Annotated in this window: 25 protein-coding genes; 7 read left to right on the plus strand and 18 right to left on the minus strand. The window is 37.6% G+C overall.

Translation table 11 applies throughout. The features are described from left to right. Positions 1-72 precede the first annotated feature (72 nt). Both G532_RS0103970 and G532_RS0103975 read right to left on the minus strand, forming a co-directional pair. Positions 73-1,659 (minus strand): sensor domain-containing protein, encoded by a 1,587-nt coding sequence (locus tag G532_RS0103970; RefSeq protein WP_027963632.1) that lies wholly within the window; start codon positions 1,657-1,659, stop codon positions 73-75. A gap of 88 nt (positions 1,660-1,747) precedes the next feature. Next, a complete protein-coding gene (locus G532_RS0103975) occupies positions 1,748-2,371 on the minus strand; it encodes a YczE/YyaS/YitT family protein (RefSeq protein ID WP_027963633.1) in 624 nt (207 codons plus the stop codon). Between the two features lie 209 nt (positions 2,372-2,580). Here G532_RS0103975 and G532_RS0103980 point away from each other — a divergent pair, with 209 nt between their 5' ends. Both G532_RS0103980 and G532_RS14730 read left to right on the plus strand, forming a co-directional pair. Further along, entirely contained in the window at positions 2,581-3,738 is a 1,158-nt protein-coding gene (locus G532_RS0103980) for a conserved virulence factor C family protein (protein WP_342662644.1), read from the plus strand. Positions 3,739-3,740: 2 nt separating this feature from the next. Next, positions 3,741-4,994, plus strand: a complete 1,254-nt coding sequence (locus G532_RS14730) for a GNAT family N-acetyltransferase (RefSeq protein WP_051189050.1) — start codon at positions 3,741-3,743, stop codon at positions 4,992-4,994. Between the two features lie 89 nt (positions 4,995-5,083). On the opposite strand, the gene G532_RS0103990 is transcribed toward G532_RS14730, so the two are convergent. The 6 genes from G532_RS0103990 to G532_RS0104015 all read right to left on the minus strand — a co-directional run bounded on the left by G532_RS0103990 (position 5,084) and on the right by G532_RS0104015 (position 10,182). After that, positions 5,084-5,833 carry a hypothetical protein gene (locus G532_RS0103990; RefSeq protein ID WP_027963635.1) on the minus strand — a complete coding sequence of 250 codons (750 nt, stop codon included), beginning with the start codon at positions 5,831-5,833 and terminating at the stop codon, positions 5,084-5,086. Beyond that, positions 5,830-6,564 (minus strand): hypothetical protein, encoded by a 735-nt coding sequence (locus G532_RS0103995; protein WP_027963636.1) that lies wholly within the window; start codon positions 6,562-6,564, stop codon positions 5,830-5,832. Before G532_RS0103995 ends, G532_RS0103990 begins: the two co-directional genes overlap by 4 nt. Next, complete coding sequence (locus G532_RS0104000) at positions 6,545-7,447, minus strand: ABC transporter ATP-binding protein (RefSeq protein ID WP_027963637.1); 903 nt, start codon at positions 7,445-7,447, stop codon at positions 6,545-6,547. Before G532_RS0104000 ends, G532_RS0103995 begins: the two co-directional genes overlap by 20 nt. 2 nt (positions 7,448-7,449) lie before the next feature. After that, positions 7,450-7,821, minus strand: coding sequence for a GntR family transcriptional regulator (locus tag G532_RS0104005; protein WP_027963638.1), 372 nt, complete (start codon positions 7,819-7,821; stop codon positions 7,450-7,452). Positions 7,822-7,998: 177 nt separating this feature from the next. Then, entirely contained in the window at positions 7,999-9,696 is a 1,698-nt protein-coding gene (locus G532_RS0104010) for a methyl-accepting chemotaxis protein (RefSeq protein WP_027963639.1), read from the minus strand. Between the two features lie 42 nt (positions 9,697-9,738). After that, the gene (locus tag G532_RS0104015) at positions 9,739-10,182 is read right to left on the minus strand and encodes a chemotaxis protein CheW (RefSeq protein ID WP_027963640.1); all 444 of its coding nucleotides are present in this window, start codon (positions 10,180-10,182) and stop codon (positions 9,739-9,741) included. 116 nt (positions 10,183-10,298) lie between these two features. Here G532_RS0104015 and G532_RS0104020 point away from each other — a divergent pair, with 116 nt between their 5' ends. Continuing rightward, positions 10,299-10,739 carry a YaiI/YqxD family protein gene (locus G532_RS0104020; protein ID WP_027963641.1) on the plus strand — a complete coding sequence of 147 codons (441 nt, stop codon included), beginning with the start codon at positions 10,299-10,301 and terminating at the stop codon, positions 10,737-10,739. Positions 10,740-10,975: 236 nt separating this feature from the next. On the opposite strand, the gene G532_RS0104025 is transcribed toward G532_RS0104020, so the two are convergent. From G532_RS0104025 to desA, 5 genes are all read right to left on the minus strand, one after another. Next, complete coding sequence (locus tag G532_RS0104025) at positions 10,976-12,379, minus strand: amidase (protein WP_027963642.1); 1,404 nt, start codon at positions 12,377-12,379, stop codon at positions 10,976-10,978. A gap of 12 nt (positions 12,380-12,391) precedes the next feature. Further along, positions 12,392-13,426 (minus strand): DmpA family aminopeptidase, encoded by a 1,035-nt coding sequence (locus G532_RS0104030; protein ID WP_027963643.1) that lies wholly within the window; start codon positions 13,424-13,426, stop codon positions 12,392-12,394. A 15-nt stretch (positions 13,427-13,441) separates the two neighbouring features. After that, positions 13,442-14,038: a response regulator transcription factor gene (locus tag G532_RS0104035; RefSeq protein WP_027963644.1), complete on the minus strand. Its 597-nt coding sequence runs from the start codon at positions 14,036-14,038 to the stop codon at positions 13,442-13,444. Beyond that, positions 14,035-15,171 carry a sensor histidine kinase gene (locus G532_RS0104040; RefSeq protein ID WP_027963645.1) on the minus strand — a complete coding sequence of 379 codons (1,137 nt, stop codon included), beginning with the start codon at positions 15,169-15,171 and terminating at the stop codon, positions 14,035-14,037. The genes G532_RS0104035 and G532_RS0104040 overlap by 4 nt, the downstream gene beginning before the upstream one ends. A 122-nt stretch (positions 15,172-15,293) precedes the next feature. Continuing rightward, positions 15,294-16,310 (minus strand): Delta(5) desaturase DesA, encoded by a 1,017-nt coding sequence (gene desA, locus G532_RS0104045; RefSeq protein ID WP_027963646.1) that lies wholly within the window; start codon positions 16,308-16,310, stop codon positions 15,294-15,296. A 217-nt stretch (positions 16,311-16,527) separates the two neighbouring features. Between desA and G532_RS0104050 the strand changes: the two genes are divergently transcribed. Next, positions 16,528-17,016 carry a FixH family protein gene (locus G532_RS0104050; RefSeq protein ID WP_027963647.1) on the plus strand — a complete coding sequence of 163 codons (489 nt, stop codon included), beginning with the start codon at positions 16,528-16,530 and terminating at the stop codon, positions 17,014-17,016. Between the two features lie 46 nt (positions 17,017-17,062). Here G532_RS0104050 and G532_RS0104055 read toward each other — a convergent pair whose 3' ends face one another. Beyond that, complete coding sequence (locus G532_RS0104055) at positions 17,063-17,497, minus strand: CBS domain-containing protein (RefSeq protein WP_027963648.1); 435 nt, start codon at positions 17,495-17,497, stop codon at positions 17,063-17,065. A 116-nt stretch (positions 17,498-17,613) separates the two neighbouring features. Between G532_RS0104055 and G532_RS0104060 the strand changes: the two genes are divergently transcribed. Further along, entirely contained in the window at positions 17,614-18,051 is a 438-nt protein-coding gene (locus G532_RS0104060; protein WP_027963649.1) for a ferritin family protein, read from the plus strand. A 246-nt stretch (positions 18,052-18,297) separates the two neighbouring features. Here the strand turns inward: G532_RS0104060 and G532_RS0104065 are convergent, their stop codons facing one another. Genes G532_RS0104065 through G532_RS0104075 form a run of 3 tightly spaced genes read right to left on the minus strand, consistent with a single transcriptional unit; the run spans position 18,298 to position 21,424 of the window. After that, on the minus strand, positions 18,298-19,899 hold the full coding sequence (locus G532_RS0104065; protein WP_027963650.1) for an ABC transporter permease: 1,602 nt from the start codon (positions 19,897-19,899) through the stop codon (positions 18,298-18,300). After that, positions 19,896-20,789, minus strand: coding sequence for an ABC transporter ATP-binding protein (locus tag G532_RS0104070; protein ID WP_027963651.1), 894 nt, complete (start codon positions 20,787-20,789; stop codon positions 19,896-19,898). The genes G532_RS0104065 and G532_RS0104070 overlap by 4 nt, the downstream gene beginning before the upstream one ends. A gap of 11 nt (positions 20,790-20,800) precedes the next feature. Then, positions 20,801-21,424 (minus strand): TetR/AcrR family transcriptional regulator, encoded by a 624-nt coding sequence (locus tag G532_RS0104075; protein WP_027963652.1) that lies wholly within the window; start codon positions 21,422-21,424, stop codon positions 20,801-20,803. A gap of 156 nt (positions 21,425-21,580) precedes the next feature. Here G532_RS0104075 and G532_RS0104080 point away from each other — a divergent pair, with 156 nt between their 5' ends. Beyond that, a complete protein-coding gene (locus tag G532_RS0104080; protein WP_027963653.1) occupies positions 21,581-22,528 on the plus strand; it encodes a DUF6612 family protein in 948 nt (315 codons plus the stop codon). A gap of 128 nt (positions 22,529-22,656) precedes the next feature. Continuing rightward, positions 22,657-23,313, plus strand: a complete 657-nt coding sequence (locus G532_RS0104085) for a type 1 glutamine amidotransferase domain-containing protein (protein ID WP_027963654.1) — start codon at positions 22,657-22,659, stop codon at positions 23,311-23,313. 43 nt (positions 23,314-23,356) lie between these two features. Here G532_RS0104085 and G532_RS0104090 read toward each other — a convergent pair whose 3' ends face one another. Then, on the minus strand, positions 23,357-23,839 hold the full coding sequence (locus G532_RS0104090) for an immunoglobulin-like domain-containing protein (protein WP_027963655.1): 483 nt from the start codon (positions 23,837-23,839) through the stop codon (positions 23,357-23,359). Positions 23,840-23,853 lie beyond the last annotated feature (14 nt).

Genomic DNA, 23,853 nt, shown 5'->3' on the forward strand with positions numbered 1-23,853 from the left:
CTTTATAATACTCTATTATGACTTACTTTTAAAATCGAAAAAGACTTAAGTTGATGATCAACTCAAGTCTTTTTATCTTCGTAAATTTTGTACCATTTTAATGATAGGGGTGGATACTACTTCGGATTCCAATTCTTTTAAATCTTTATGATAGAACGTAAATGTATTTCTCCCTTTTTGTTTTGCGAAATACATCGCTTGATCTGCTTGGTCAATTAGCTCATGTAGATCCTCTGACTCACTAGGGTACATGGTTATTCCAATGCTCGGCGCAATCGACACTTCATGTTCTTTGATTATTGCAGGCTCTAATAGTAACTCTGTTATCCTGCGAGCTACCTCTTCTGCATATTGACGAGTAATATCTTCTAACACAATAATAAACTCATCGCCACCGTGCCTTGCTACAAAGTCCTCTTCACGTAAGCTTTTTCCAAACCTTTTAGCCACAATTTGTAGTAATAGGTCCCCAACTTTGTGACCTAACTGATCGTTTATTTTTTTAAATCCATCTAGATCAATAAAAAATACCGCTAACTCTTTATCTTTCCGTTCCATACGGGCAATGGCTTTTTTCATATGAAGCTCCAGTGATTTACGATTCGGTAACTGTGTCAGCTCATCAAAATACGCCATATGCTTTAGTTGTAATTCCAGATGTCTTCTTTCTGTAATATCTCTGGAAATCAACAGTATATTTTCTGGAACGATCACTGATGATGTTTGGTTTTCAGTTGACATAACTGGAGAGCCTTTAATACCTAACCAAACGTAACAGCCTTCTTTTGTTTTTACCCGTACTTCTATTTGTTGAGAAATACCTGTCATTAAAATATCATCATACAAACGATGCAATTGACCTTCGTCGTCTTCATGAACAAATTCTGAAGTATTACTGCTTTGCACTTCTTCTTGTGTAAATCCTAATAAACTTTCATGTGAAGGAGATGCATACGTGATTTGACCTTGCTTATTCACAATTACCACTAAGTCATTCATGTGATTCGCTATCATTTCGTAATGACGTTGTGTTATATCAAGTTGTGCTTCAATTTCTTTTCTTTTCGTTATATCCCGGTCAATCGTTAAAATGCTTTTTTCGCCATTAAATGTAATAGGGACCCCTATCGACTCTACTTCTATTATTCTTCCATCCAGTGTTTTCAATTTTTGTTCTACTGGTTCGGGTACGACACCTTCTTGGTGGAAAGCTAGTAAATGTTCATAACCCTTTTCAATAAATTCGTAAATTGACTTCCCTAGAATTTCAGAAGATTGAGATCCACCTAATAACTGTGCACCTTGGTCATTTGTATAAATAACTATGTTATCACGCTGCACAATAACTGCATCTGGAGAGAGCTCGATAATTTTACGATATTGATCTTCGCTTTCCTTTAACTCGTTTTTCGCTTTTTCCCTTTCAATAATACTCTTCTTCATATTTTCTAAAAGATAGTAGACAATCGGAGCTACTATTAATAATAAAAATAAAAGATCAAATATAACTGGCCAAATACCATTCAATAACGTTTCATTAAATATATAATAATCAATAATGTAACCAAAGAATTGACCAACAAATAACAGTGCTAGAATAACTAGAAAAGCACTGCTAATAGATTGATTTAGTTTATTTTTGATAAATTTATGTCTCATTGATTTCACCTTTTACAATCATTCATTTACACTACTTAAGAACTAGGTCTAATGTTACAAATACCCTAATTGATCTCATTCAAACATGTTAGTGTGTAGAACTTTGAACAAGGTATGTTTTGAAACTAGAAACACGTTTATAGAAGAATTGTACGAGTGGCCCAATTCCAAAAGCAATGATGAATGTCCCTACTCCAATCGGACCGCCAATAATAAACGCGATAATCAATATCACAATCTCGATACTTGATTTAGAAAACGCTAAACTTTTACCAGTTCTGTAGTGCACCGCCATCATTAAGTTATCTATAGGATTTTTGGCATAATTGAATTGTAAATACATCGCAATCCCTGCACCCATACACATAATCCCAAATGTTAATAAAGCAGTTCTAAGCACTAAATCACTTAATATGACACCATCAAAAACTATCAATACCCAAAAGTCGATAAAAATACCAATAAGAAAAATCGTTATAATTGCAGAGAAATCAAACTTTTCCCTAAGCAAATAACTATTTAAAATTATTAGTAAGATCCCGACGATAAAGATCCATGAACCTACAGTTAATCCGAGTAGTTCAAATAGGCCTACGAATAAAGCGTCCCATGCGCCCACTCCTAGATCCGATAATATTAACATGGAAATACCGAATGATAACGTTGCCATACCTAAGAGATAAAATACAACGGAAAAAGTTAAATCTTTCATTTGCTACACCTATACTTTCTACTATTATGTAATGAACCTTCATATCTTATCATGCGAGTATTTGACCAACAATATATTTGCATTAATTGAGATGGAATTGTCATGATATTAGATAATATTACAAGTTCCTTCAAACAATATAGTAGGAAAAGTCGTCCATTGTACTTTCTTTTGTTAAACTATCATTATATATGATTTAGGAGGTTTTTATGATGCGAATTATTTCCATTGAACCAACACCAAGTCCTTATTCAATGAAAATTAATATAGATGAAAGTTTAGCTGACGGAGTGACGGAAAGTTTTCAAGCAACAGATGATTTAACAGATACCCCTACCTACGCGCAAAAGCTGCTTCAAATTGAAGGGGTAAAAGAATTGTATCGAGTCATTGATTTTATCGCGCTAGAAAGAAATCCTAAGGTAGAGTGGGAATTAATCCTTCCAAAAGTTAAAGAAGTAATGGATACTGCAGAAGAAGTAGACCCTACCTCGGAAAAACAACCTGCAGAAGTAGAGGATGGCTATGGGGAAATCCACGTTTTCATCCAAATGTTTAGGCAAATTCCGATGCAAGTCAAATTAGAGCAAAATGAAAATGAACAGCGTTTCGGCCTGGCTAATCGTTTCACCGAAGCTGCTATGGAGGCTTCTAAAGATGGGGCTAACATGCTTGAAGAACGTAAATGGACCGAACAAGACGTAAGATATGGTGAAATGGAAGAAGTAGGACAGGTCGTTGTAGATGAAATAGAAGCTACTTATAATGATACTAGATTAAGTACACTTGTGAAGCTTGCTCAATCAGGAGAAAAGGCTGGACAACAATCTGGCAAGGTTCAAGAGAAATTGACCTTTGAAAAACTAGAACTAGATAATTGGAAAGAACGATACGCAGCATTAGATCGTATGCCCGACCCTACTTTGGACGACCTTGAGATTTTAGGAAAAGCTTTAGAAGATGAAAAAATGTCGATCCGAAGACTAGCGACAGCATATCTTGGTATGATCGAGTCGCCTCAGACCTTACCTTATTTATATAAGGCTTTAGAGGACCGGACTGTCACTGTTAGACGTACAGCTGGCGATTGCTTATCTGACCTCGGTTATAAAGAGGCTATTCCAAATATGATAGATACTCTAGACGACAAAAGTAGGATTGTTCGCTGGAGAGCTGCTATGTTTTTATATGAATACGGGGATGAAACAGCATTACCAGCTCTTGAGAAGGCACTAGAAGATCCTGAATTTGAAGTACGGATGCAAGCGAAAATGGCTTTAGCTAGAATAAAAGAAGGCCAAGAAGCACAAGGATCCATTTGGAAACAGATGACGGAAATGACGAATAAGAAAAACCAGGAGGAATAATTATGCATCAAGTAAGAGAGATCCAATCAGATGAACTAAGACAAAAAATAATTCTGGAACAGCAGGCTTATACAGCATATGCTGCTGAAAGCGATGAAGAAATTGATAAAGCACTAAAAAAAGAAAAAGAAGCTTTAAAAGAAATTGAAGGCCTTCATGCATACGGGGTATTTGAAGGGTCTCAGCTAATCGGCTCGATGTCGCTGTTAGATTTTCAGATGAACATCTTTGGATCCTATTTACCTGTTGGTGGGTTAAGTGATGTAGCTGTCGATTTGCTGCATAAAAAACGTCGCGTAGCTAAATCACTAGTTGATTATTACTTGGAGCATTACGACCGCCAAGGATATGCGCTAACTGCTTTATATGCTTTCAGACCGGACTTTTATTACCAAATGGGCTTTGGATACGCTGCCAAGAAAGATGTTTATACGGTATCACCATCTGCGTTCCCAAACTTTGGGGAAAAGTCGGACTTAACCTATGTCTCTAAAGATGAAGAACAAATGCTTCTTGATTGTTATCATCGTTATGCAGACAAGCATCATGGCGTTATGAAAAAAGTCCCTTTCCAATATAAAAGGACCTTTGAGAAGTTCGGCATAAAAATCGTCGGTGTGAAAAAAAATGGTCAATTAACTGGTTATGCTATTTTTTCTTTCAAAAAGCGCGAAATCAATAACAGCTTATCAAACAACATGACCATTCATGAATTTGTATACAATGATAAAGATGCACTGCAACAATTATCAACATTTTTCCATTCGCAAAAAGACCAAATCAACCGAATTACTTTTCCAACTCAAGATCCCTGGATGCATCACTTTTTCTCCGATCCGCGTGATGGGACAGATGAAATGTTACCGTTCGTTTATCATCAGACGAACCAATCAGGCGTTGGGTTTATGTACCGAATCATCAATGTTAAACGTCTATTTACGCAGTTAAGTAAGCATAACTTTAACAACATGACGCACACGGTTACCTTTAAAGTCAATGACACCATGTACCCTGCCAACGCAGGTGACGTCACTGTTGCGTTTAAAAACGGTAAGCCAACCGTCGTAAATGGTGCAAAAGCAGATACGGAAATTACGATTGATATTGCTGATCTGACTAGTCTTGTATTAGGCGTTGTTGGGTTTAATAAACTTCATTTGTACGGAAAAACTACCGTTTCAAATGAAGACCATGTCGATACGATTGATAAATTGTTTTTCGCTAAAGAGCAGCCAATTACGCTTACTAATTTTTAATATCATTTCTTTTGAATAAGAAAGAAAGTGGAGGACTCAAGGGTGTTTCGAAACTTTGAAAAACCTTTGAGACCATCTCCACCATTCCATTATTCTATTTCATGAATTTGAACTGCATCACCAGCTGCATTCACTTCTAAACTTTCCGGAACCCTTAACACCACTGCATTTGGGTATAAATCATCATACTCTCTTCTTATTAAATTACTTCCACTTATTCCATTAGAAATAAAACGATTGGTGTAACTTTTCTCAAAGGAATATTTCGATATGCTAATTTCATTAGGTAAATTAATTTGTAATCGGCCACCTGAAATAATCATTTCCCCGATTTCTGGGTATTTTTCATTCATTTCATAAGGTCCTAACATCACTTTGGAGGGAACAAACACTTGAAGGACAAGTTGCTCTTCTTGCCCCTCACTTCTTTGAATGAAAATAGTTGTATTAAAATGATGATTGCCTGATACTTCAATTATTAACTCTTCTTGAGCATAATCTATGCGTTTTTCCTGTTGAAGATCAACTCCATCTAACTGTGCAAAGTCTAATGTCTCTCCCCCAAACCCTTGTGCATCTCTTATCTTTTCTGTTGCTTCTTTCAAATCACCTAAAGTTTCACTCGCTTCCTTACCACTTGCATGGTTCACAACACTAAAATACACTATAGACCCTATAAATAAAATAGTTATAAAAGTGTAAAGCAAGAAGACGTCAGATTTTTGTCTTATTTTCGAAGAAGTATATTTTTCTCTTCTCTTAAATAAATAGTTTATAATTAATCCAATTAAAATTAATACCAAAATAGGTAGGATGGATGCCATGATCTCTAACCTCATTTCTTCACCTCTCTACTAGCAGTGTAAAAGATTGTTGCTCCGAACAAAAAAGCACTTGTGAGAGTTATTTTGATTATAAATAGTAGCAAATTGTTTTCTAGAAAATAAAAGCTAGCTACCTTTGAAATTGGTGTAGCAAAACTTATCATGAATAAACCAAATAAAACGACTGGTATGATTACTTTTAATAAAATATGAATGGAAGCTAAATGCCAAATAAAGTAAGTAAATGCACCCGCAAACAATAAGTACATAAAAATCACTAGTACACTGATAATCGTCTCAAAGAACGTATATGCCTCAATGATTGCCACACTTTCTGATCCAAATATTAAATAATAGCTCGCTTTCAATGTAAATTCCGCCATCACAGTTGTTATCGTCGCAATAAAACTAACGATCACTAAAAAGCCGCCATTAGCAAGGTGACTCGTCGTTCGACTGGAAACAAAAGTATGATCCATATCTATTGTTGACGTACGTATAATACCTACGGTGACCGCGATCATCCATGCTACTGTAAAGAAAAAAATAATATCTCCAGTAATCATACTAATATTTAAATTAAAGACACCTCTAGTAGTGCCAGAACTCCCGGTACCTTGAAAGGAGATAAACATCGCAAATAATTGGATAAAAACTAACGTTGTAAATAAACCACTGAAAACGCTTAGTTTAAATCTAATTTGCTTCTTCACATTATCCCAGTGGTTAACTTCTGTTAAATACATCGTCGATCCCTCCTTTTTTGCTTGTTGTCAGGTACATCGTTAAATCTGCTGATGCCACACTAGAAGTCGCTAGCCCTTCCTGATTAATGTACTGTAGCTCGGCGGTGGTTAAATCATTATTAATAACAACATATTGTTGCTCTGAGGAAATTTCTCGTTTATAAATTACTTCTCTTTTTTCTATAAGTTGGGTTAACTTAGATGATGACCCCGTGATCCCAATAGTATAAGACTGCAATTGATCGATAGAAGAGTGTAGTTGGACTTTCCCATTATCCATCAACAGAATATTTTCTAAGAAATCTTCTAACTCATTAAAAAGGTGTGTAGATATAATGATCGTACGAGGATGAGCTATATAGTCCTTTAAGATAGTTCGGTAAAATTCTTGTCGCACTGCATAATCCATCCCAGTAGTAGGTTCATCAAAAATCGTTAAGGGGCATCTTGCTGCAATTCCTATGATTGTTTGAAAAGTCATTTTCCTTCCTTTAGAAAGCGATTGTACTTGTTCATCACTGTGAAATTCATGATATTGAAACAGCTTGAGAGCAAGCTCGTGGTTCCAATTCGTATAAAAAGATTTTGCGAAATCTAGGATATTAGATAGTGGAACATCTTGAGGCAGGGTCATATAATCATCAACATAAATGGCATTGGCAGAAACCTTTAAAGAATTAAAGGGATTTTCTTCAAACACTCTCACAGAACCGCTAGAGGGCTTAAAATATCCCATAATAGTTTTAAGTAATGTTGTTTTACCAGCACCATTTCTTCCAATCAACCCCGTAATCGTGTTCTCTTCAATCGTGAAAGTTACATCATCAACTGCAGCAAATTTTTTATACCGCTTTGTTAGATTCTCGCATTGAATAGCTTTCAATTTTATTCACCCTTTCTCACTTCATCTAATAATCTAATTAATTCCTCTCGACTCACATTTAAGTAATCCGCTTCTTTTACAACATCCTCGATCAAATGCTTAAGATTCTCACTTTTTCGCTTTTCTAAAATGATGGATTTAGCTTCCGAAGTCACGAACATGCCTAGCCCTCTTTTTTTGTATACAATTTGATAATCAGCAAGAAGATTAAGTCCTTTGGCTGCTGTAGCTGGATTTATATTTAGTAAATCGGCCAATTGATATTGGGAATATATTTTGTCATCTGCTTTCAAATTATCATTTAGTATTTCTGTTTCTAACCATTCCGAAATCTGGACGTAGATTGGTTTCATGCTATTCGGATTAAGGACCATTCATTCTCACCTGCCTACTTTATGTAAGTCAGTGCATTAGTGATGTAATGCACTAGTTTTATTTTAGTATAGCACGTCATTTCCAAAAGTAAATATAAATATTAAAAAGCACTTTCACCGGATGGCGAAAGTGCTTTTATGGAGCTGGTAACCTAAGTGTTTTCCAATTGGTTTTTATTATATTTTATACTGACTAACCAATTGGTTTAGCTCTTCTGCTAATTTAGAAAGGTCATCTGCACTAGCAGATACTTCTTCCATGGAACTTGAAGATTCTTCTACAGAGGCTGATGTTTGTTCTACACCTGCTGCTGATTCTTCTGAGATCGATGCAATCTCTTCAATAGCTGTATTCATTTCTTGACTATCATTTGCTATTTCCGTTAGGTTCACTGTTACGTCTTGGATATTTGTTGCCATACCTTGGACGGCTTCTTTAATTTGTGCAAACGTTCCTTCCGTTGTTTGCATGCTTGCTGTTCCTTTTTCCACTTCATCGTACCCTGATTGTAGAGCACTAGTTACTGCTGTTGATTCTCTTTGTATGCCATCGACAATATTTGTGATGTCTGAGATCGAATCACCGACTTGTTCAGCTAGTTTTCTAACTTCATCCGCGACTACAGCAAAGCCTTTACCGTGTTCGCCAGCTCTTGCTGCTTCAATGGCAGCATTTAATGCAAGTAGATTGGTTTGTTCCGCTATGTCTTTAATCACTTTTACTAATTTTGAAATTTCTTGTGACTGTTGATCAAGTCCAGTTACTTTTTCAACTGCGTCCCGTACAATTCGATCAATCGCCTGCATCTGTTGAACCGATTCGGTCATTATTTCACTACCATTATTCGTTTGAGTTAATACTTGTGAAGAGGTTTCATAAACTTCTCCACCTCTTGTGTTTGCTATGTTAACCTTTTCTGTAAAGCTACCCATTTTCTCAGAAAGCTCACTCGCATGATTTGCTTGAGATTCTGATCCAGATGAAAGTTCTTGCATCGTGCTTGCTATTTGTTGAGATCCTGATTTCACTTCATCCGAGCTTTGGGTTAATTCTTCACTCTGGGCTGATACAGATTGAGAAACGTCACGAATTTTTGTTAACATTTGACGGTTCTGTTCCGTCATATCATTCGTTGACTCTACTAATTGACCAATCTCGTCATTCGTCTTTTTCTCTAGGGGTTCTTGACTTAAGTCACCCTCGGAAACGGCTTTCATTCGATTCATTACTTGTTTAATTGGATTGGTAATCATATTTGCCATGGCTAAGGCGATTACAATTCCTAAAACTAATACTAACCCTGAAATCGCAAGTCCAATCCACATAATCATATTTCCTGCATTAATCGCATCTTGCCCAGTTTGACTAATAATGTCTCGTCGTTCTGCTGCTACACTTTCAAAACCATCCATAATCTCTCTTGCTTCCGTTTGGGCATCTTGCCTTAACATTTGACTAGCAACGGTTTCGTTTCCATTATCATACGCTACAAAGATTTCTTCCGTAATTAATTGCTCCCACTCTTCACTACGAGTAATCAGCTCTTGTAATTCTTGTGAGTTGGTTGCAGATAATATGTATTCTTCATGAGCGATACTACTTTCTGTATACATATCAAATCGTTCTTTAAGTTCTTCATCACCATACAGCACATATGCTCTTGCAAGTGCTATTCGTTGAGCCATATTAAAGGCTAATCCCTCGTCCGCTTCCATTAATGGTAATTCTTCATTTACAATTTCGTCTGTGTCATTATTGATTGTATTAACCGCATAAAAGTTAAATGCTCCTAAAGTTAATACTAAAAATATCACACTTAAAAAGCCCGCTAAAATTTTTGCGCGCACACTTTTCAACGCTAACTTCTTTTTCATCTTCTTCCTCCTAATTATGTGAATCTAAGTTGAAAAAACATATTATACAATGTTTAATTCTTCAAAGTGAATCACTCGGTCTAAATCTAGTAATACTAATAACTTCTCTTCGTAATGAGCGACACCAGTTATGTATTCCTTATGCACACCTGAAATCATCCCAGGTGGTTCTTCAATTTCATCATCATTAAGGTCTATCACTTCTGTTGCACGATCTACTATTGTTCCAACTTGTTCTTGGTCAATAGTTAAGATGAGCACGCGTGTATCTGCTTGTTGTTCTGTCGTACCCATTTCTAATTTTTCTTTTAGGTCTATCACAGGTGTAATTTTCCCGCGTAACTCGAAAATTCCTTTCATGGATACTGGCATTTGTGGCATTGATGTAAGTTCAGGAACCTTCTCAATCGAACGGACTTGTTGAATATTAATCGCAAATCGTTCATTATTTAACTGAAAAACGATATATTTAGAAGTAGCTTCCATGTTGGTCCTCCTTTCCTTGTTATTAACTTAAAAGCACATGCCTCTTTTCTTATTATCGACAATTCTGTACATATTTTTACCTAAATCTTTATAACTAATTTGAATGAGGTGTATTTATGAAAATTTTCATTGACGCAGATGCCTGTCCAGTAACTAATGTCGTAATAGAAGAAGCATTTAAGCGGGATATTTTAGTAACTCTTGTGAAAAGCTATGCCCATTTTTCACCAAATGATCAACAGCCAGGTGTAGAAACAATTTATGTAGACTCCGCTTCTGAAGCTGCAGATTATAAATTAATCGCATTAGTAAAACAGGGGGACATGATTATCACGCAAGACTACGGTTTAGCCTCATTAGGATTAAATAAAGGCTGTCATGTGCTTCATCATAAAGGTTTTGTATACACGCACGATAATATTGACCAACTATTACAGTCGCGCTATCTAAGTGCAATGGCAAGAAAAAGCGGTCAACGCACAAAAGGTCCTAAGGCGTTTACCAACCAGGATCAAGAAAAATTTCGCAACAAGTTAATAGAAGTTTTGGAACCATAAAATTAGACCCGTTCAGCGCTTACGCCAAACGGGTCTTCCACAGAGTTGATCAGTTCTACAAATTCTTTCCTTAGCGTCAGTATTGAAATTTGTAACGGCTTATCAGACTTAATATTACTTTATCGAACTTTACGGCTGCTTTATCAGACTTAATTTTTCTTTAATGAACTTCGTAGCTACTTTTCCAACTTTCCACTTTTAAAATTACGTCACTCTTTTTCTATCCACAAATAATTTTAGTTTCGGTAAAGGATTTTATATTGATCCCACCATGGATAGGCTTGTTCGATTTGGCCGGCTAGTTGGAATAGGAGGCTTTCACTTCCTAGTGGTCCAGTAAATTGCATTCCAACCGGCAAGCCGTTCTCAGACCAATGAACAGGGACACTCATCGATGGTTGGCCGCTAATATTGGTAAGTGGTGTGAAACTACAGTAATCAATGAAATTTCGGTAGAATGCATCTTCACTTGTATGATTAGCTTCTCCAGTTTTTAAAGGTAATTTATTTAGCACTGGTGAGAGTAGTAGGTCGTACTGTTCATGTAGTGCGATTAGTTTTTGTGAAGCAAAGTATAACTTAACTCTAGCTTCTTCATACTGTTGTGCAGACATTTCTTCCCCTCTACGAAGCACCATCTCAGATAGCTTTTCCAAGTTTTCAGAAGAGGGTTTCACTTGCATCATTTGGGCTAGGTGTTTGATTACAACGGAGCCAGATCCCATCCAGACATCAATAAAACTTTTGGCGAATTCATCTAGGTTAAAATCTACTTTTACTTCCTCGACTTCATGTCCGAGTTTCTCTAACATTGCTACTGTCTTCGCATGGGCTTTTTTAGTTTCTGAATCTACATACGCTTGGCCATTCCAATCGATTGTAGTAGCAATCTTTAACTTGTAAAAAGGCCTGTTAATCGCGTCAACATAGCTTTCTTCACCCGAAACACTTGGATATAACTCATATGGCCCCTTCCCTTTTAATGCATCTAATAACGTTGCACTATCACGAACCGATTTCGTAACAGCATGACTGGTTGCAATCTGATTTACGTATGGAGAATATGGGAGTAATCCTCTTGATGGCTTCAACCCAAATAAACCAGTACAAGAGGCTGGGATTCGAATCGAACCTCCACCGTCACTTGCATGTGCAAACGGCACCATACCTGCTACTACGGCTGCTGCTGCTCCACCGCTGGAACCGCCTGGTGAAAATGCATGATTCCACGGATTCAAAGTTGGACCAAACAATTCAGGTTCTGTTGTTGGCAGGAAGCCGAACTCTGGTGTGTTAGTTTTACCAAGAAACACTAAGCCTGCTTTTCTAAACCGTTCCACAATCAGATCATCTGCTTCCGCGACATAATTCTGTTGTAATTTAGACCCATTTGTATAAGGATGGCCTTTTACTGGATTCAGATCTTTTACCGCGAAAGGAAGACCTCGCAGTGGCCCTGTTTGGGTGGCATTTTCCCCTGTTTGTGCACGTGCTTCTTCAAACATCGTGTGGACAAAAGCATTGATTTTCGGATTTAATTTTTCTATTTGACCGATATAATGTTCTACCACTTCTTCTTGTGTTATTTCCCTTTGGTCTATTAACCCTTTTAGTCCTGTTGCATCATAGTTTGCAAACATCGAATATCTCCTTTACTCCGTTTTGTCTACTACTTCTTGTAAGTTGTAAAGTGTTCGTCCACCTTTTCCAGTCACTGTTTCAGCTAATTGCATGGAATGAAGGATTGCTTCTTCTGTTGCCTCTACGGTAGCTTCGAAGGCTTGGTCAAGGTCTGCTTCCGGTATACTATGTAAAATGTTCAATCCTTCTTCCTCACCTTTGCCCTTGTTCGCTGTTGAGAAACCAATTGCGAGATCACCGCTACCATTGCCTAAAAAGGAGCCTGTACGACTTAAACCCACTCCTGTGCGCTTAATGATTCGATTCAGCTGGCTTTGAGTTACCGGTAAATCAGTTGCAACAACCATGATGATGGAACCTTGCTCGCTTTCTGATTCCAATATTTCTAATGATTTTTTCAAACGCTCACCGATAGGGTCTCCATTCATCACAAATGAAGAGAGCTTTCCGAAATTGGTTAAGGTTAAAATTCCAATTGTATAATCCCCATGCGAATAAGACACAATTCGCGAACTGGATCCAACTCCGCCTTTTAAATCGAAACACTTCATGCCTCTTCCTGCACCCACACTGCCCTCTTCAAAATCCGCGCTCGCATTGTAGAGTGCTTCTATTACATGGTCTGATTTAATATTCATTTTACGAATGTTGTTTAAACTCATATCATTACATTCAGCAACAACCGGATTCACTGTGCCAGTTGTTTCGCCAATCTCTGGATTTGAATGCAGCATATAGGTAGTTAGCCCTCGGTAACAGTCTCCTACACTTAACGTATTCGTTAATATAATCGGAGTTTCTAATGTTCCTAGCTCATCTATTTGAATCAATCCGGTTGTCTTTCCAAATCCATTGAAGACATGACTAGATGCAATGACTTTTTCTTTAAATATGTTTCCTTGATGGGGTTTAATCGCTGTGACGCCTGTTTGAACTTCCCCATCGTTTAAAGTAACATTTCCCACAGTAACACCATGTACATCGGTGATTTTATTGTGTTTTCCTCGTTTGAATGAACCTATTTGAATACAGTCTTTTTTCAGCATGCTGCCTCCACACCTCTAATTCCAACCATTTTCTTTTAGTTTCGCGATTGCTTCAATTCGATTGCTTACTTCTAATTTATCAAAAATTACAGAGATATAATTTCTGACAGTACCATACGTTAGGTATAAAGACGCTGCAATTTCTTTTGTGCTCTTGCCTTCTGCGATCAGTTGAAGAACTTCAAGCTCACGCGCAGTCAATGGGTTCGCGTCTTCATAAGCGAGATCAATTAATTCTGGGGCATACACACGCCTTCCATTTCTAATCGTTCGAATCGCATGTGCCAATTCATCACTGGGACTATCTTTAAGTAAATAACCATAAACCCCAGCCTCTCGTGCGCGGTTAAAATACCCCGATCTTGCAAACGTCGTTAAAATGATTACTTGGCACGGGTGATCTTTTAAATTCTCCGCAGCTTCTAAGCCAGTTTTAATCGGCATCTCGATATCCATAATACAAATATCCGGTTGTAATTCTTCTACCAGAGCTAACGCTTCTTGGCCGTTCTGTGCTTTTCCTACCACTTCCAAATCGTCTTCCAAATCAAGCAATGACCCTAAAGCGCCCAGCAACATCCCCTGGTCCTCCGCTAAAACAATGCGAATCATGCTTCTCCCTCCACTTGTTGTGACTTTAATATTTTCGGTATGGAAATAAGAACTTTAAATCCTTCCTCACGATCAATGGAAAGTGTTCCATTAACGAAGTCCAAACGTTCTCGCATACCACGCAATCCATTTTCCTTTTCTAGTACGGACCCTGGTGTCTTACCAATTCCATTATCACTAATTTCAACTTTTAAACCATCTGTAGCTTCATCTATGATTACTTTACAAGTTGATGCCTGGCTATGTTTTACAACATTCGTTACGGATTCTTTTAAACACATACAGACTATGTCTTCTACTAACGTTGGGGTTTCTAATAATTGCTGATCTCCTTGAAGGTCAAGCGTGATCTCTGCTGCGTTTAGAATCTTTGAAACATGAATGAGTTCATCTTCTAGTTTGGCACCCCTCATGTTTGTAACCATCTCCCGCACTTCTTTTAAAGCCGTACGGGCCGTTTGATTAATGTCGTCTAGTTCTACTTGCGCTTTATCTGTATCTTTCACGATTAATTTACTTGCCAAATCACTTTTCAAACCGATCATAGAAAGTTTTTGTCCTAGTGTATCGTGGAGGTCGCGAGCGATTCGTTGACGTTCTTCAAATACAAGAAGTTCAGAGATTTTCTCATTGGCGAATCGAAGCTCCCCTTCCAACTTTTCACGTTTGATTCGGTTATATGTATTTATAGGTAATAGAATAACCCCTAAAATAGTGATCATAATAAACGGAAGTTGTGCGTAAAACATTTCGGTTTGTGTATAAAAGCTACCGTATACAGCCCCTATTGTTGTTGTTAAGTGGATAATATAAAGTGTTAGAAATCCTGATTTCTTTTGGACATTACCTATGAAATACGCTAAAAATAACGACACATACACATAACCATAAAATAAGGTCATTCCTATACTAATAACCATTTTAATCGATGCCCACACATAAACAGACCAACCATCAGACAAGAAGGATAGTCGATAAGCTAAAAAAAATGTAAGAATCAATACAATTCCTAACACAATTTCAATGGTTGAGTTTGACCTAAAAATAAAGAAAAACGGAAGAAAACTAAAGATAATCCATACATATATATTTAAACTTAAATTTCTCGGAATAATATTGAACCAATTTTGCATCTTGTTGTCCCACCAATCTTGACTTGTCACTTTATCATAACACTAATTCACACAGCATAATAAAAACTGCGCCTCCATTAGTTAATGTTTTAACATGGAGGCGCAGTTCAAATAGTTATTGATTATTGGATTGCTTGTCGATCTTTTATTAAGTGACGAATTGCTTTAAAACTAACAAATGTCTTTTTGTTTTCATCATATAACCGGAAACGAATCGATTTTAAACTCGTTTTAAGTGTAATGGTAGTTGCATCTTGAAGTGGTGGCGTCTTTTCGTGTACCTGTTCCAAATTATAATTAGGTACTTTTGGGCTGAGATGGTGAACATGGTGGTAACCAATATTCCCTGTCAACCATTGCAACACACGTGGTAGTTTATAATATGAACTACCGTCAATTGCTGCCTGGACATAATCCCATTCACTCTCATCTTCAAAGTACGAATCTTCAAATTGGTGTTGGACATAAAATAACCAAATACCAAGAGAGCCTGATACGAACAAGATAATTCCTTGAATAATCGCAAACGCCGGTAAACCTACTAGCCAGATCATTGCTAGAGAGAGTGCTACGATCGCAATATTTGTAAGATACGTATTTTTACGTTCTTTCTTTTTGGCATCCTTACGATTCATTCGATTAGTAATAAAGAACATATAAATCGGGCCGAAGCCGAACATTACAAGTGGATTTCTGTATAAGCGGTATTGCAGTCGCTTGAATGGAGAAGATTTAACGTATTCTTCCACCGTCATAATCCATACATCCCCTGTTCCACGCTTATTCAAATTACTACTTGTAGCGTGGTGGATCGCATGCTCTCTTTTCCATTTTTCAAAAGGAAACATCGTGAGGATCCCTGTTATCGTTCCAACCGTGTTATTTAATTTTCTATTTTTATAAAATGAACCATGACAACAATCATGGAAAATAATAAATATTCTAATGACGAAACCTGCTGCCACAATTGCAAGAGGTACAGTTAACCACACGGACAGACTTAAACTGAAATAAGCAAGTGTCCATAAGATTAAAAATGGTGGTAGGGTATTTAATAGCTGCTTTGTGCTAGCTTGTGCATCCGCATCTTCGAATGGCTTAATTTTCTTTTTCAATTCCATTAATTTTGCATTTGCCATAAGATCACCTCTAATATGTAAATCATTTTTAGTATGCGCTGAATTACTCTAAGTATAAGGGGATTTAAAATTAGTACCTAGTCATGAATGTCAGAACTATCACATGACAAATGTCACATTTATTCACATGTGGTTCTTTAAATGTTCAAAAATCACGGCCGAATTCAAGCAACGTTATGATATATTTTGATTAGTACAAATAAAGGAGTTTTTATAGATGAAAAAATTAATACCATTTATTTTATTCATTAGCATGATGCTACTTGCTGCTTGTGGAGATGAGGACACGGAAGAAAGTTCTGAAGCTGATTCCCTAACTCCATTAGAAGCAGAAGTTTTAATTGATGAAGAACTCGAAGTTGGGGAAGCTTCCTTAGAAGTACGCGTAACCCACGGCGACGAGCAGGTAGAAGATGCCAACGAAGTAATGTTTGAAGTATGGGAAAATGGGCAGAAAGATGCTAGTGAAATGTTAGAAGCTGAGCATACAGAAGAAGGCATTTATCAAGTAGACTACTCATTTGAAACAGACGGGATTTATCATGTTCAACCACATGTGACCGCTCGCGACCAACATGTCATGCCGCGACATGATATTGCAGTTGGCGATGCTAATCTAGAAGATATGGGCGAAGTAGAAGAAACGCATGATATGGACGACATGGACGATGAGGATCACAGTCATGACGACGAAGATGATCATTAATATGTATAAAAGGAGATGCAGCGTTTATGCTACATCTCCTTTTTATTTACCCTTGTAAATTGACACCTGGGTTCGATATATTTGAAAGGGCTTCGCCTGCTTCATTTCGGTAAATATCTTGTCTAGCAAGGTCCCCGATCGATAACATCCCAACGAGTTGTCCATTTTCTACTATTGGAAGTCGTCTTACTTGATGTTGCGCCATAATTTGAGCTGCTTGATGTACATCCATTCCAGCCTCACACGTGGTCAATTGATCGCTCATGCAATTTCCAATTGGACAGTCCGCTTGGAAACCTTGTGCAGTTGCTCTTAACGTAATATCACGATCCGTAAGAATACCTCTTAACTCTCCATTTTCCACTACTGGTATTGCACCAATATCATGTTGTGCCATAAGTGTTGCCGCTTCTTGGACAGTTTGGTTCGGTGTCACACTCAATACATTATTCGCCATCAGCTCACGAATTTGTTGATTCATTATGCATTCCTCCTTAACAATTCTCTTTTTATCATGCGCAAATTAATTTATATTATGTTATTTGTAACAAGTATTTGCTTCCACTTACATAAAATGCAGTGGAAGGGGGATTTATTATGAACTATGATGATACGCTAAGCGAATGGAACAAACATCCACCCTCTAACCTGGTGGACGATTTACTACATGCACTAACTATAGAAAATAATGCGATCGAACAATACACTAAACTAGCTGATATAGCTCCTAATAAAATAATTCAGGATCAGATTCTTCTTATAAAAGGTGCTGAAACGATTCATTATCGTCACTTTTCTCATTTTTACACACAAATGACTGGCGAAATTTACACACCGCAAATCCCCCTGGATATATCCACTTCTTATACGGAAAGCTTGCACGATGCATTTAAAGAAAAACAGAATACCGTGACGTTCTATTATGATTTAGCTGAACGCTCTAACAATCCATATGTAAAAGAGAAGTTTAGGCGAGCAGCAGTAGATGAACAAAATCATGCGGTATGGCTTTTGTATTTTTTGAATCATAGTTAAGTGGGGATAAGTGGATATTTCTAGATATAATAGGCGTTTCGTGATATGCGGATACTTTTCTGGAAATAAGTACAAGTATTCTGGATATCCTTTCGACTTTTCTTGATATATTTTAAAGCTCGTGGATAAGACTAATTATTTCTGGATATATGCCAACAATTCTGGATATCCTCCCTGACGATCACTACCTACGCGAACATAAAAAACACTTCCCAAAACGCGTTTCAGGAAGTGTTTGCCTATGTTCTATCCTTTCAAGTCTCTCCTAGCAAATAAAATCAAGCCAATGACCATAAAAATCAACGCTTCGATCGTCAAGCCGCCCCAAGCTAGCCACGAGAAATCTTCTATTGGATATTCTGAGATATACGAAAATGGGGAGAACCATTCTACCCATTCAGGTAATTGCAATAAGTTACCTAGATACACCAGTGCAAAGGTGTATCCGAGGTAAAGCCAGACAAACCCTTTCCATTTCCCAATCCCCACAAATAACACAGCAACACCGATCATCATCCAAGTAGCCGGCATGTAATTGATCAATGCTAAATAAATCTCTGAAAAAGTCACTCCACCATCAGTTGTTGAAATTCCAGCTACAGCCATTCCGATCCCAGCTAGTGACAACATAATAAAACTTGTGAGAAATGCAATCGAGATATATGTTAGAAAGATTTTCGTCTTGGAGATTGAACCTGCATAAATTGATTCCAGTCGGTTAGCCTTCTCTTCTTTAGAAAGTCGAAAAACTGCTTGAATCATTGGAATTGTTGCGAAAATAGCAATGATTACTGCTAAATATGCGACGAACTGATGGATGAGATTACCTGCACCAGCTCCGTCAAGTATTTGTCGCATCACTTCAATTTCAGCAACATACGTCTCTGTTTCAGAAAGCACAGCTCCGTAAGTCCCTCCGAAAATAAATAATGCTACACCCCAAGAGATGATTTGGGTTCTTTGAAGTCTAAGGGAAAAGCCAAATGGAGTTTGCAAAAAGGAAGATGCCCCGTCCTTTCCAGCTTTCGTCGGTAGAAAACCTGCCTCTGAATCGCGAATCGCATGTAAATAAAAAGCGATGACCATTATAACTACAGCTACACCTAAAGTAAGAAAAATCGTCCACCAATAATTATTTACATATACTTGTGACTCAAGAATCCACCCAAACGGAGAGAACCACGAGATCGTTTCATTAGTGACATCTCCAATTGCTCTTGTTAAATAGGCAATGCCCAATATTGCAAACGCAAGCCCGACAGTTCCTCGAGAAGTTTCTGCAAGTTGGGAAGTCAAAGCAGTAATCGCCATGAAAAATATCCCCGTTGTTGCTAAAGCAGCGCCATATAGAAATGACCCTTCCATTCCAACACTTTCTACTCCTAATGCAGATAGTAAAGCTCCCAATAATATCCCTAACACGAAGTAACTTATTGATAATAAGAGCATCGTAGCAGTCAAACTAGCTAGGCGACCGGTTGGTAACGCTCGAATTAATTCCAGCCTCCCGATCTCTTCATCTTCTCTCGTATGCCTAGCGACTAGAAGAATGCTCATTACCCCAACCACTAAAGCTGTCATGGCTAACATTTGGTGAGCCAAAATTGCTCCAAGTGTATAATCTTCTATGCCATAAACTTTTCCTAACAAAGCAATCATCGCAGGATTAACTAATGTTTCAACGATTTGCTGGCGCTCTGCTGCAGTCGGATAAACGTTTTGAAAAGCAACTAGAGAGAGGATGGTTGCAGCAATAAATGAAACGATCCAAATAGGAATACGGATTCGATCTCTTTTGGCCTGTAAACGCAGTATCGTACCCGTTCGATGCCACCACGCATGAATCATCTCACTTCACCACCTGTATCATAGTGACGCATGAATAAATCTTCTAATTTAGGCGGAGCGCTTTCTATCTTTAAGACTCCGAAAGTAGAAAGGGAACGCATAACATCATCTAATTTTTCTGTATCTACTTGAAACGCGTATCCGTCTCCCTCTTGCTCAAATTCATGAACGCCATCCTGATCTGAAAGGTCCATCTCTTTGCTCGTTTCTACATATAGATGCGTACGAGTTAAATGGCGCAATTCACTTAAGGAACCACTTTCAATAATTGTTCCATTTCGAATGATCCCAATGGTGTCACACAATCGTTCCACCTCAGATAATATATGACTAGAAAGAAGCACACTCTTCCCTTCCTTCTTAGCTTCCATAATCAAATTTTGAAACGTTCTTTCCATTAAGGGGTCTAATCCTGACGTTGGTTCATCTAAAATATAAAGGTCCGCATCCGCTGCAAAAGCAGCGACCAATGCCACCTTTTGTCTGTTTCCTTTAGAATAGGTGCCGCACTTCTTCGTTGGGTCTAATTGAAATCTTTTAATTAATTCTTGTTTACGATCTTGGTCCACTTGGTCGCCTCTTAAACGGATAAAGTAATCAATCACTTCTCCACCCGTAAGATTTGGCCAAAGATTTACATCACCTGGAACATAAGCGATCCGTTTATGAATCGAAACCGCGTCTGTCCAGGCATCTTCGCCAAAGATCTCAACGTTTCCACTACTCGCTTTTAAAATTCCAAGAATTATTCTTATCGTTGTCGATTTACCAGCACCATTTGGACCAATAAACCCAAAGATCTCTCCTTCTTTCACCTCAAAATCTACTCCGCCCAAAGCTTGAAAATCACCAAAATTCTTTTCCACTTTGTTAACTTTTAATACCGCCATCTTCATACCCCCTATTTATAAAAGCTAGTTCGCAACACATTTAAATATTCATCAAACTCTTTCAAGTATGGTTCTAGATCTATTTCCGTCATCTTCTTTCCTTCTAGACGAGCGCTTAAATTTTGTTGATATCCTTCCATGGACCATTGAATCAATTGCAGTGCTTTATCTGCATCAACATCATCACGAAATAAGGAAAAATCTATATTTTTATAAATACTTTCATAAGCTACCGCCCGCATTTCCTTTATGCGCCTTCTTATGTCTTCTGGCATTTGATCATCAGCAACAAGTAAGACGGTCCCTAAGAAATTAAACATATGCGGATGATTGGAGAAAAACTCCATCTTAAGTAAAGATGTTTGTTTAAAGCGTTTAATAAAATCTCTTTCCTCCATGTTTAACTTCTCAATGAACTGCTTTTTCATCTTATGAAAACTATAGTTAATCAAATAATGGTACAACTCTTGTTTATTATTAAAGTAGTAAAATAACATCCCTTTACCAATTCCAGCTTGCTTAACAATAGCGTTGGTGGAGGCCTGGTCATACCCCTGAGAGCCGAATTCCTCTAAGGCAGCATTAATAATTCTAGATTGCTTTTCTTCGGTTAGGTTTTTAAACGGTTTTGGCATATGCAACCCTCTTATCAAATATAATTAGACCATGTTGGTCGACTTCATTATATAACTTTAGACCAGTGTGGTCAACTTTTATTTTTGTAATTTTTAACCTGAAAATTTATAAAATATGGTATGATGAAGTTGTAATAATTTAGGGAGGGAATACAGATGATCCGAAAGTTAATAATGGTAGTGTTAATCGCTACATTAGCAATTCTTGCAGCATGCGGAGGAGAAAGCCGCACGAACCAAGAAGTAGTAGTTGATTCTTTTGATAATGTATTAGAAGCAGAAAGTTATGAAGCTTTTTCCACCATTGATCTTAATTTAGATATGGATTCTAGCGACCCTTTTATGGGACCTTACATTCAAATGATTAATGATATGGATTTATCAATGTCGCAAATCTATGACAAGGAACGCGAAATGCAACAAGCAACCTTGCATGTAGAAGCAAGCATGGCACCAATGACATTTAATATCGACATACCTTTTTTACAAAATATGAATACACAGATGATGTACGTAGAAACAGATAGCTTAATGGAAAACTTCGGAGCATTTTTAGGCTTGCCATCAGAGGCTGAAGGAAAATTACTTGAGATTGATGTAAATGAATTGGATGACGAGCTGGCTAGTATGGACCAACAAGACATCAATAACCGTGTGCAAGCCATTACAAAAGATATTCTTCAAAATAAAGACGAAGAAGACTTTGAAGAAGGGGAAGACGGTCAATATATTGTTCACTTCCACGAAGAAGACATCCGTGAATTGCTTGACCGTATTATGAGAGAATTTGATGAAGTTTCTAACGAAGAATTAGAACAAGCGCAAGCAGACTTAGATGAAGCTTTCGACCATGTAACGTTCAATCAATTTGAAGTACACACAACTGTAGATGGCGATACAATTGAAAGCCAGGCAGTACATGTAGATGCAACGATGGACGATAACGGGGAAGAGTTCAACTTTGCTTTCTCCATGGACACCACATATGAGAATATGAATGGCGATGTAGAGTTCACCATTGACCCTGAGAATGCAGACACCATGACAATGGAAGAATTTGAAGAACTAATGATGGAATCAATGGGCTCCATGCAAGGATTCTAAAATAGGTCCAGAAGCAACTTAGGTATTATGCCTAAGTTGCTTTTTATTTTGACCACAGGTAGGTGACATGCTTTAGGTTTAATGAAACGATATTTCGGATATTTAATGATTAGAAGGAGGTTTTTATAATGGCTAAAAAAGTATTAATGGTTGTCACAAACCATGCAACAATAACAGATGATCACAAAACAGGATTATGGTTAGAAGAATTTGCAGCACCTCATTCCGTATTTAAAGAACAAGGATATGATATAACAGTAAGAAGTATTTCAGGTGGAGAAGTTCCACTTGATCCTAATAGTGTAGAAAGTGAAGATGATTGGAAAGAAGCGCAAGATCTATTGAAGGATACGAAAAAACTTTCAAAAGATGAAGCGGAAGGATACGACGCAGTATTCCTACCTGGTGGACATGGTACCATGTTCGATTTTCCAGATAGCAATGACCTTAAATATGTCTTACAAACATTCGCAGAAGATCGCAGAGTAATTGGCTCTGTTTGTCACGGACCTGCAGGGTTAGTGAACGTTATGTATCGTAACGGTGTATCCATTGTAGATGGAAAAACGGTTACGGCGTTCACAGATGATGAAGAAAAAGAAATGCAGTTAGATAGCTATATGCCGTTCATGTTAGAAACAACATTGAAACAGCGTGGCGCTATCTTTGAACGTGGCGACAACTGGGCTGATTTCGCTGTAAGAGATGGATATCTTGTAACTGGTCAGAACCCACAATCAAGTAAATCTGCTGCACAAAAAGTAATTGAAGCATTAGAGGAATAAATTATACGAAGAAAAGTTCGGGCTATTGATGCCCGAACTTTTTTTAATCTAATGTGAACTCAACGGCCAGGTAATACCTCTCATAGTCACCAGGCTCTTTGATATCTAGGATATCTTTTACAATACGATAATCACCTGAATCCAGACTACCATATAGCCACTCCCAATCCACCTTCCACTCACTAGTACCATTGGGTTCCAATCCATATCCGATATCATTGAACCCATAATCCCCATCAATTGTAATTGGAACTTGCACCCAATGATCTTCTACCTTTTTTTCCAGAGAAAAATATTCTCCATAGGTATATCCTTGTTCACGCGAATTCTCTAATATTACGGTTAACCCAATGGCGGAAACCGTCCCCTCTTTAACATGCATCGTAACCCCATCAAGGGTGTTAACATCTTCGTATTCTGTTGGTTCCCATTCTGTTTCGTCATTTGAAGTATTATTAGAAGTTCCACATCCCGATATGAATAACAAACTCAACATGACACCTAATATAAAAGTAGTTTTTCCCATAGCAACTTCTCCTT

The sequence above is a fragment of the Halalkalibacillus halophilus DSM 18494 genome (assembly GCF_000423105.1).
Classification (GTDB): domain Bacteria; phylum Bacillota; class Bacilli; order Bacillales; family Alkalibacillaceae; genus Halalkalibacillus; species Halalkalibacillus halophilus.

What these genes read in the sequence shown, in the direction of transcription:
- G532_RS0103970 (WP_027963632.1), bottom strand. Translation starts at nt 1,659, where the DNA reads ATGAGACATAAATTTATCAAAAATAAACTAAATCAATCTATTAGCAGT.
- G532_RS0103975 (WP_027963633.1), bottom strand. Translation starts at nt 2,371, where the DNA reads ATGAAAGATTTAACTTTTTCCGTTGTATTTTATCTCTTAGGTATGGCA.
- G532_RS0103980 (WP_342662644.1), top strand. Translation starts at nt 2,581, where the DNA reads ATGATGCGAATTATTTCCATTGAACCAACACCAAGTCCTTATTCAATG.
- G532_RS14730 (WP_051189050.1), top strand. Translation starts at nt 3,741, where the DNA reads ATGCATCAAGTAAGAGAGATCCAATCAGATGAACTAAGACAAAAAATA.
- G532_RS0103990 (WP_027963635.1), bottom strand. Translation starts at nt 5,833, where the DNA reads ATGAGGTTAGAGATCATGGCATCCATCCTACCTATTTTGGTATTAATT.
- G532_RS0103995 (WP_027963636.1), bottom strand. Translation starts at nt 6,564, where the DNA reads ATGTATTTAACAGAAGTTAACCACTGGGATAATGTGAAGAAGCAAATT.
- G532_RS0104005 (WP_027963638.1), bottom strand. Translation starts at nt 7,821, where the DNA reads ATGGTCCTTAATCCGAATAGCATGAAACCAATCTACGTCCAGATTTCG.
- G532_RS0104010 (WP_027963639.1), bottom strand. Translation starts at nt 9,696, where the DNA reads ATGAAAAAGAAGTTAGCGTTGAAAAGTGTGCGCGCAAAAATTTTAGCG.
- G532_RS0104015 (WP_027963640.1), bottom strand. Translation starts at nt 10,182, where the DNA reads ATGGAAGCTACTTCTAAATATATCGTTTTTCAGTTAAATAATGAACGA.
- G532_RS0104020 (WP_027963641.1), top strand. Translation starts at nt 10,299, where the DNA reads ATGAAAATTTTCATTGACGCAGATGCCTGTCCAGTAACTAATGTCGTA.
- G532_RS0104025 (WP_027963642.1), bottom strand. Translation starts at nt 12,379, where the DNA reads ATGTTTGCAAACTATGATGCAACAGGACTAAAAGGGTTAATAGACCAA.
- G532_RS0104030 (WP_027963643.1), bottom strand. Translation starts at nt 13,426, where the DNA reads ATGCTGAAAAAAGACTGTATTCAAATAGGTTCATTCAAACGAGGAAAA.
- G532_RS0104035 (WP_027963644.1), bottom strand. Translation starts at nt 14,038, where the DNA reads ATGATTCGCATTGTTTTAGCGGAGGACCAGGGGATGTTGCTGGGCGCT.
- G532_RS0104040 (WP_027963645.1), bottom strand. Translation starts at nt 15,171, where the DNA reads ATGCAAAATTGGTTCAATATTATTCCGAGAAATTTAAGTTTAAATATA.
- desA (WP_027963646.1), bottom strand. Translation starts at nt 16,310, where the DNA reads ATGGCAAATGCAAAATTAATGGAATTGAAAAAGAAAATTAAGCCATTC.
- G532_RS0104050 (WP_027963647.1), top strand. Translation starts at nt 16,528, where the DNA reads ATGAAAAAATTAATACCATTTATTTTATTCATTAGCATGATGCTACTT.
- G532_RS0104055 (WP_027963648.1), bottom strand. Translation starts at nt 17,497, where the DNA reads ATGAATCAACAAATTCGTGAGCTGATGGCGAATAATGTATTGAGTGTG.
- G532_RS0104060 (WP_027963649.1), top strand. Translation starts at nt 17,614, where the DNA reads ATGAACTATGATGATACGCTAAGCGAATGGAACAAACATCCACCCTCT.
- G532_RS0104065 (WP_027963650.1), bottom strand. Translation starts at nt 19,899, where the DNA reads ATGATTCATGCGTGGTGGCATCGAACGGGTACGATACTGCGTTTACAG.
- G532_RS0104070 (WP_027963651.1), bottom strand. Translation starts at nt 20,789, where the DNA reads ATGGCGGTATTAAAAGTTAACAAAGTGGAAAAGAATTTTGGTGATTTT.
- G532_RS0104075 (WP_027963652.1), bottom strand. Translation starts at nt 21,424, where the DNA reads ATGCCAAAACCGTTTAAAAACCTAACCGAAGAAAAGCAATCTAGAATT.
- G532_RS0104080 (WP_027963653.1), top strand. Translation starts at nt 21,581, where the DNA reads ATGATCCGAAAGTTAATAATGGTAGTGTTAATCGCTACATTAGCAATT.
- G532_RS0104085 (WP_027963654.1), top strand. Translation starts at nt 22,657, where the DNA reads ATGGCTAAAAAAGTATTAATGGTTGTCACAAACCATGCAACAATAACA.
- G532_RS0104090 (WP_027963655.1), bottom strand. Translation starts at nt 23,839, where the DNA reads ATGGGAAAAACTACTTTTATATTAGGTGTCATGTTGAGTTTGTTATTC.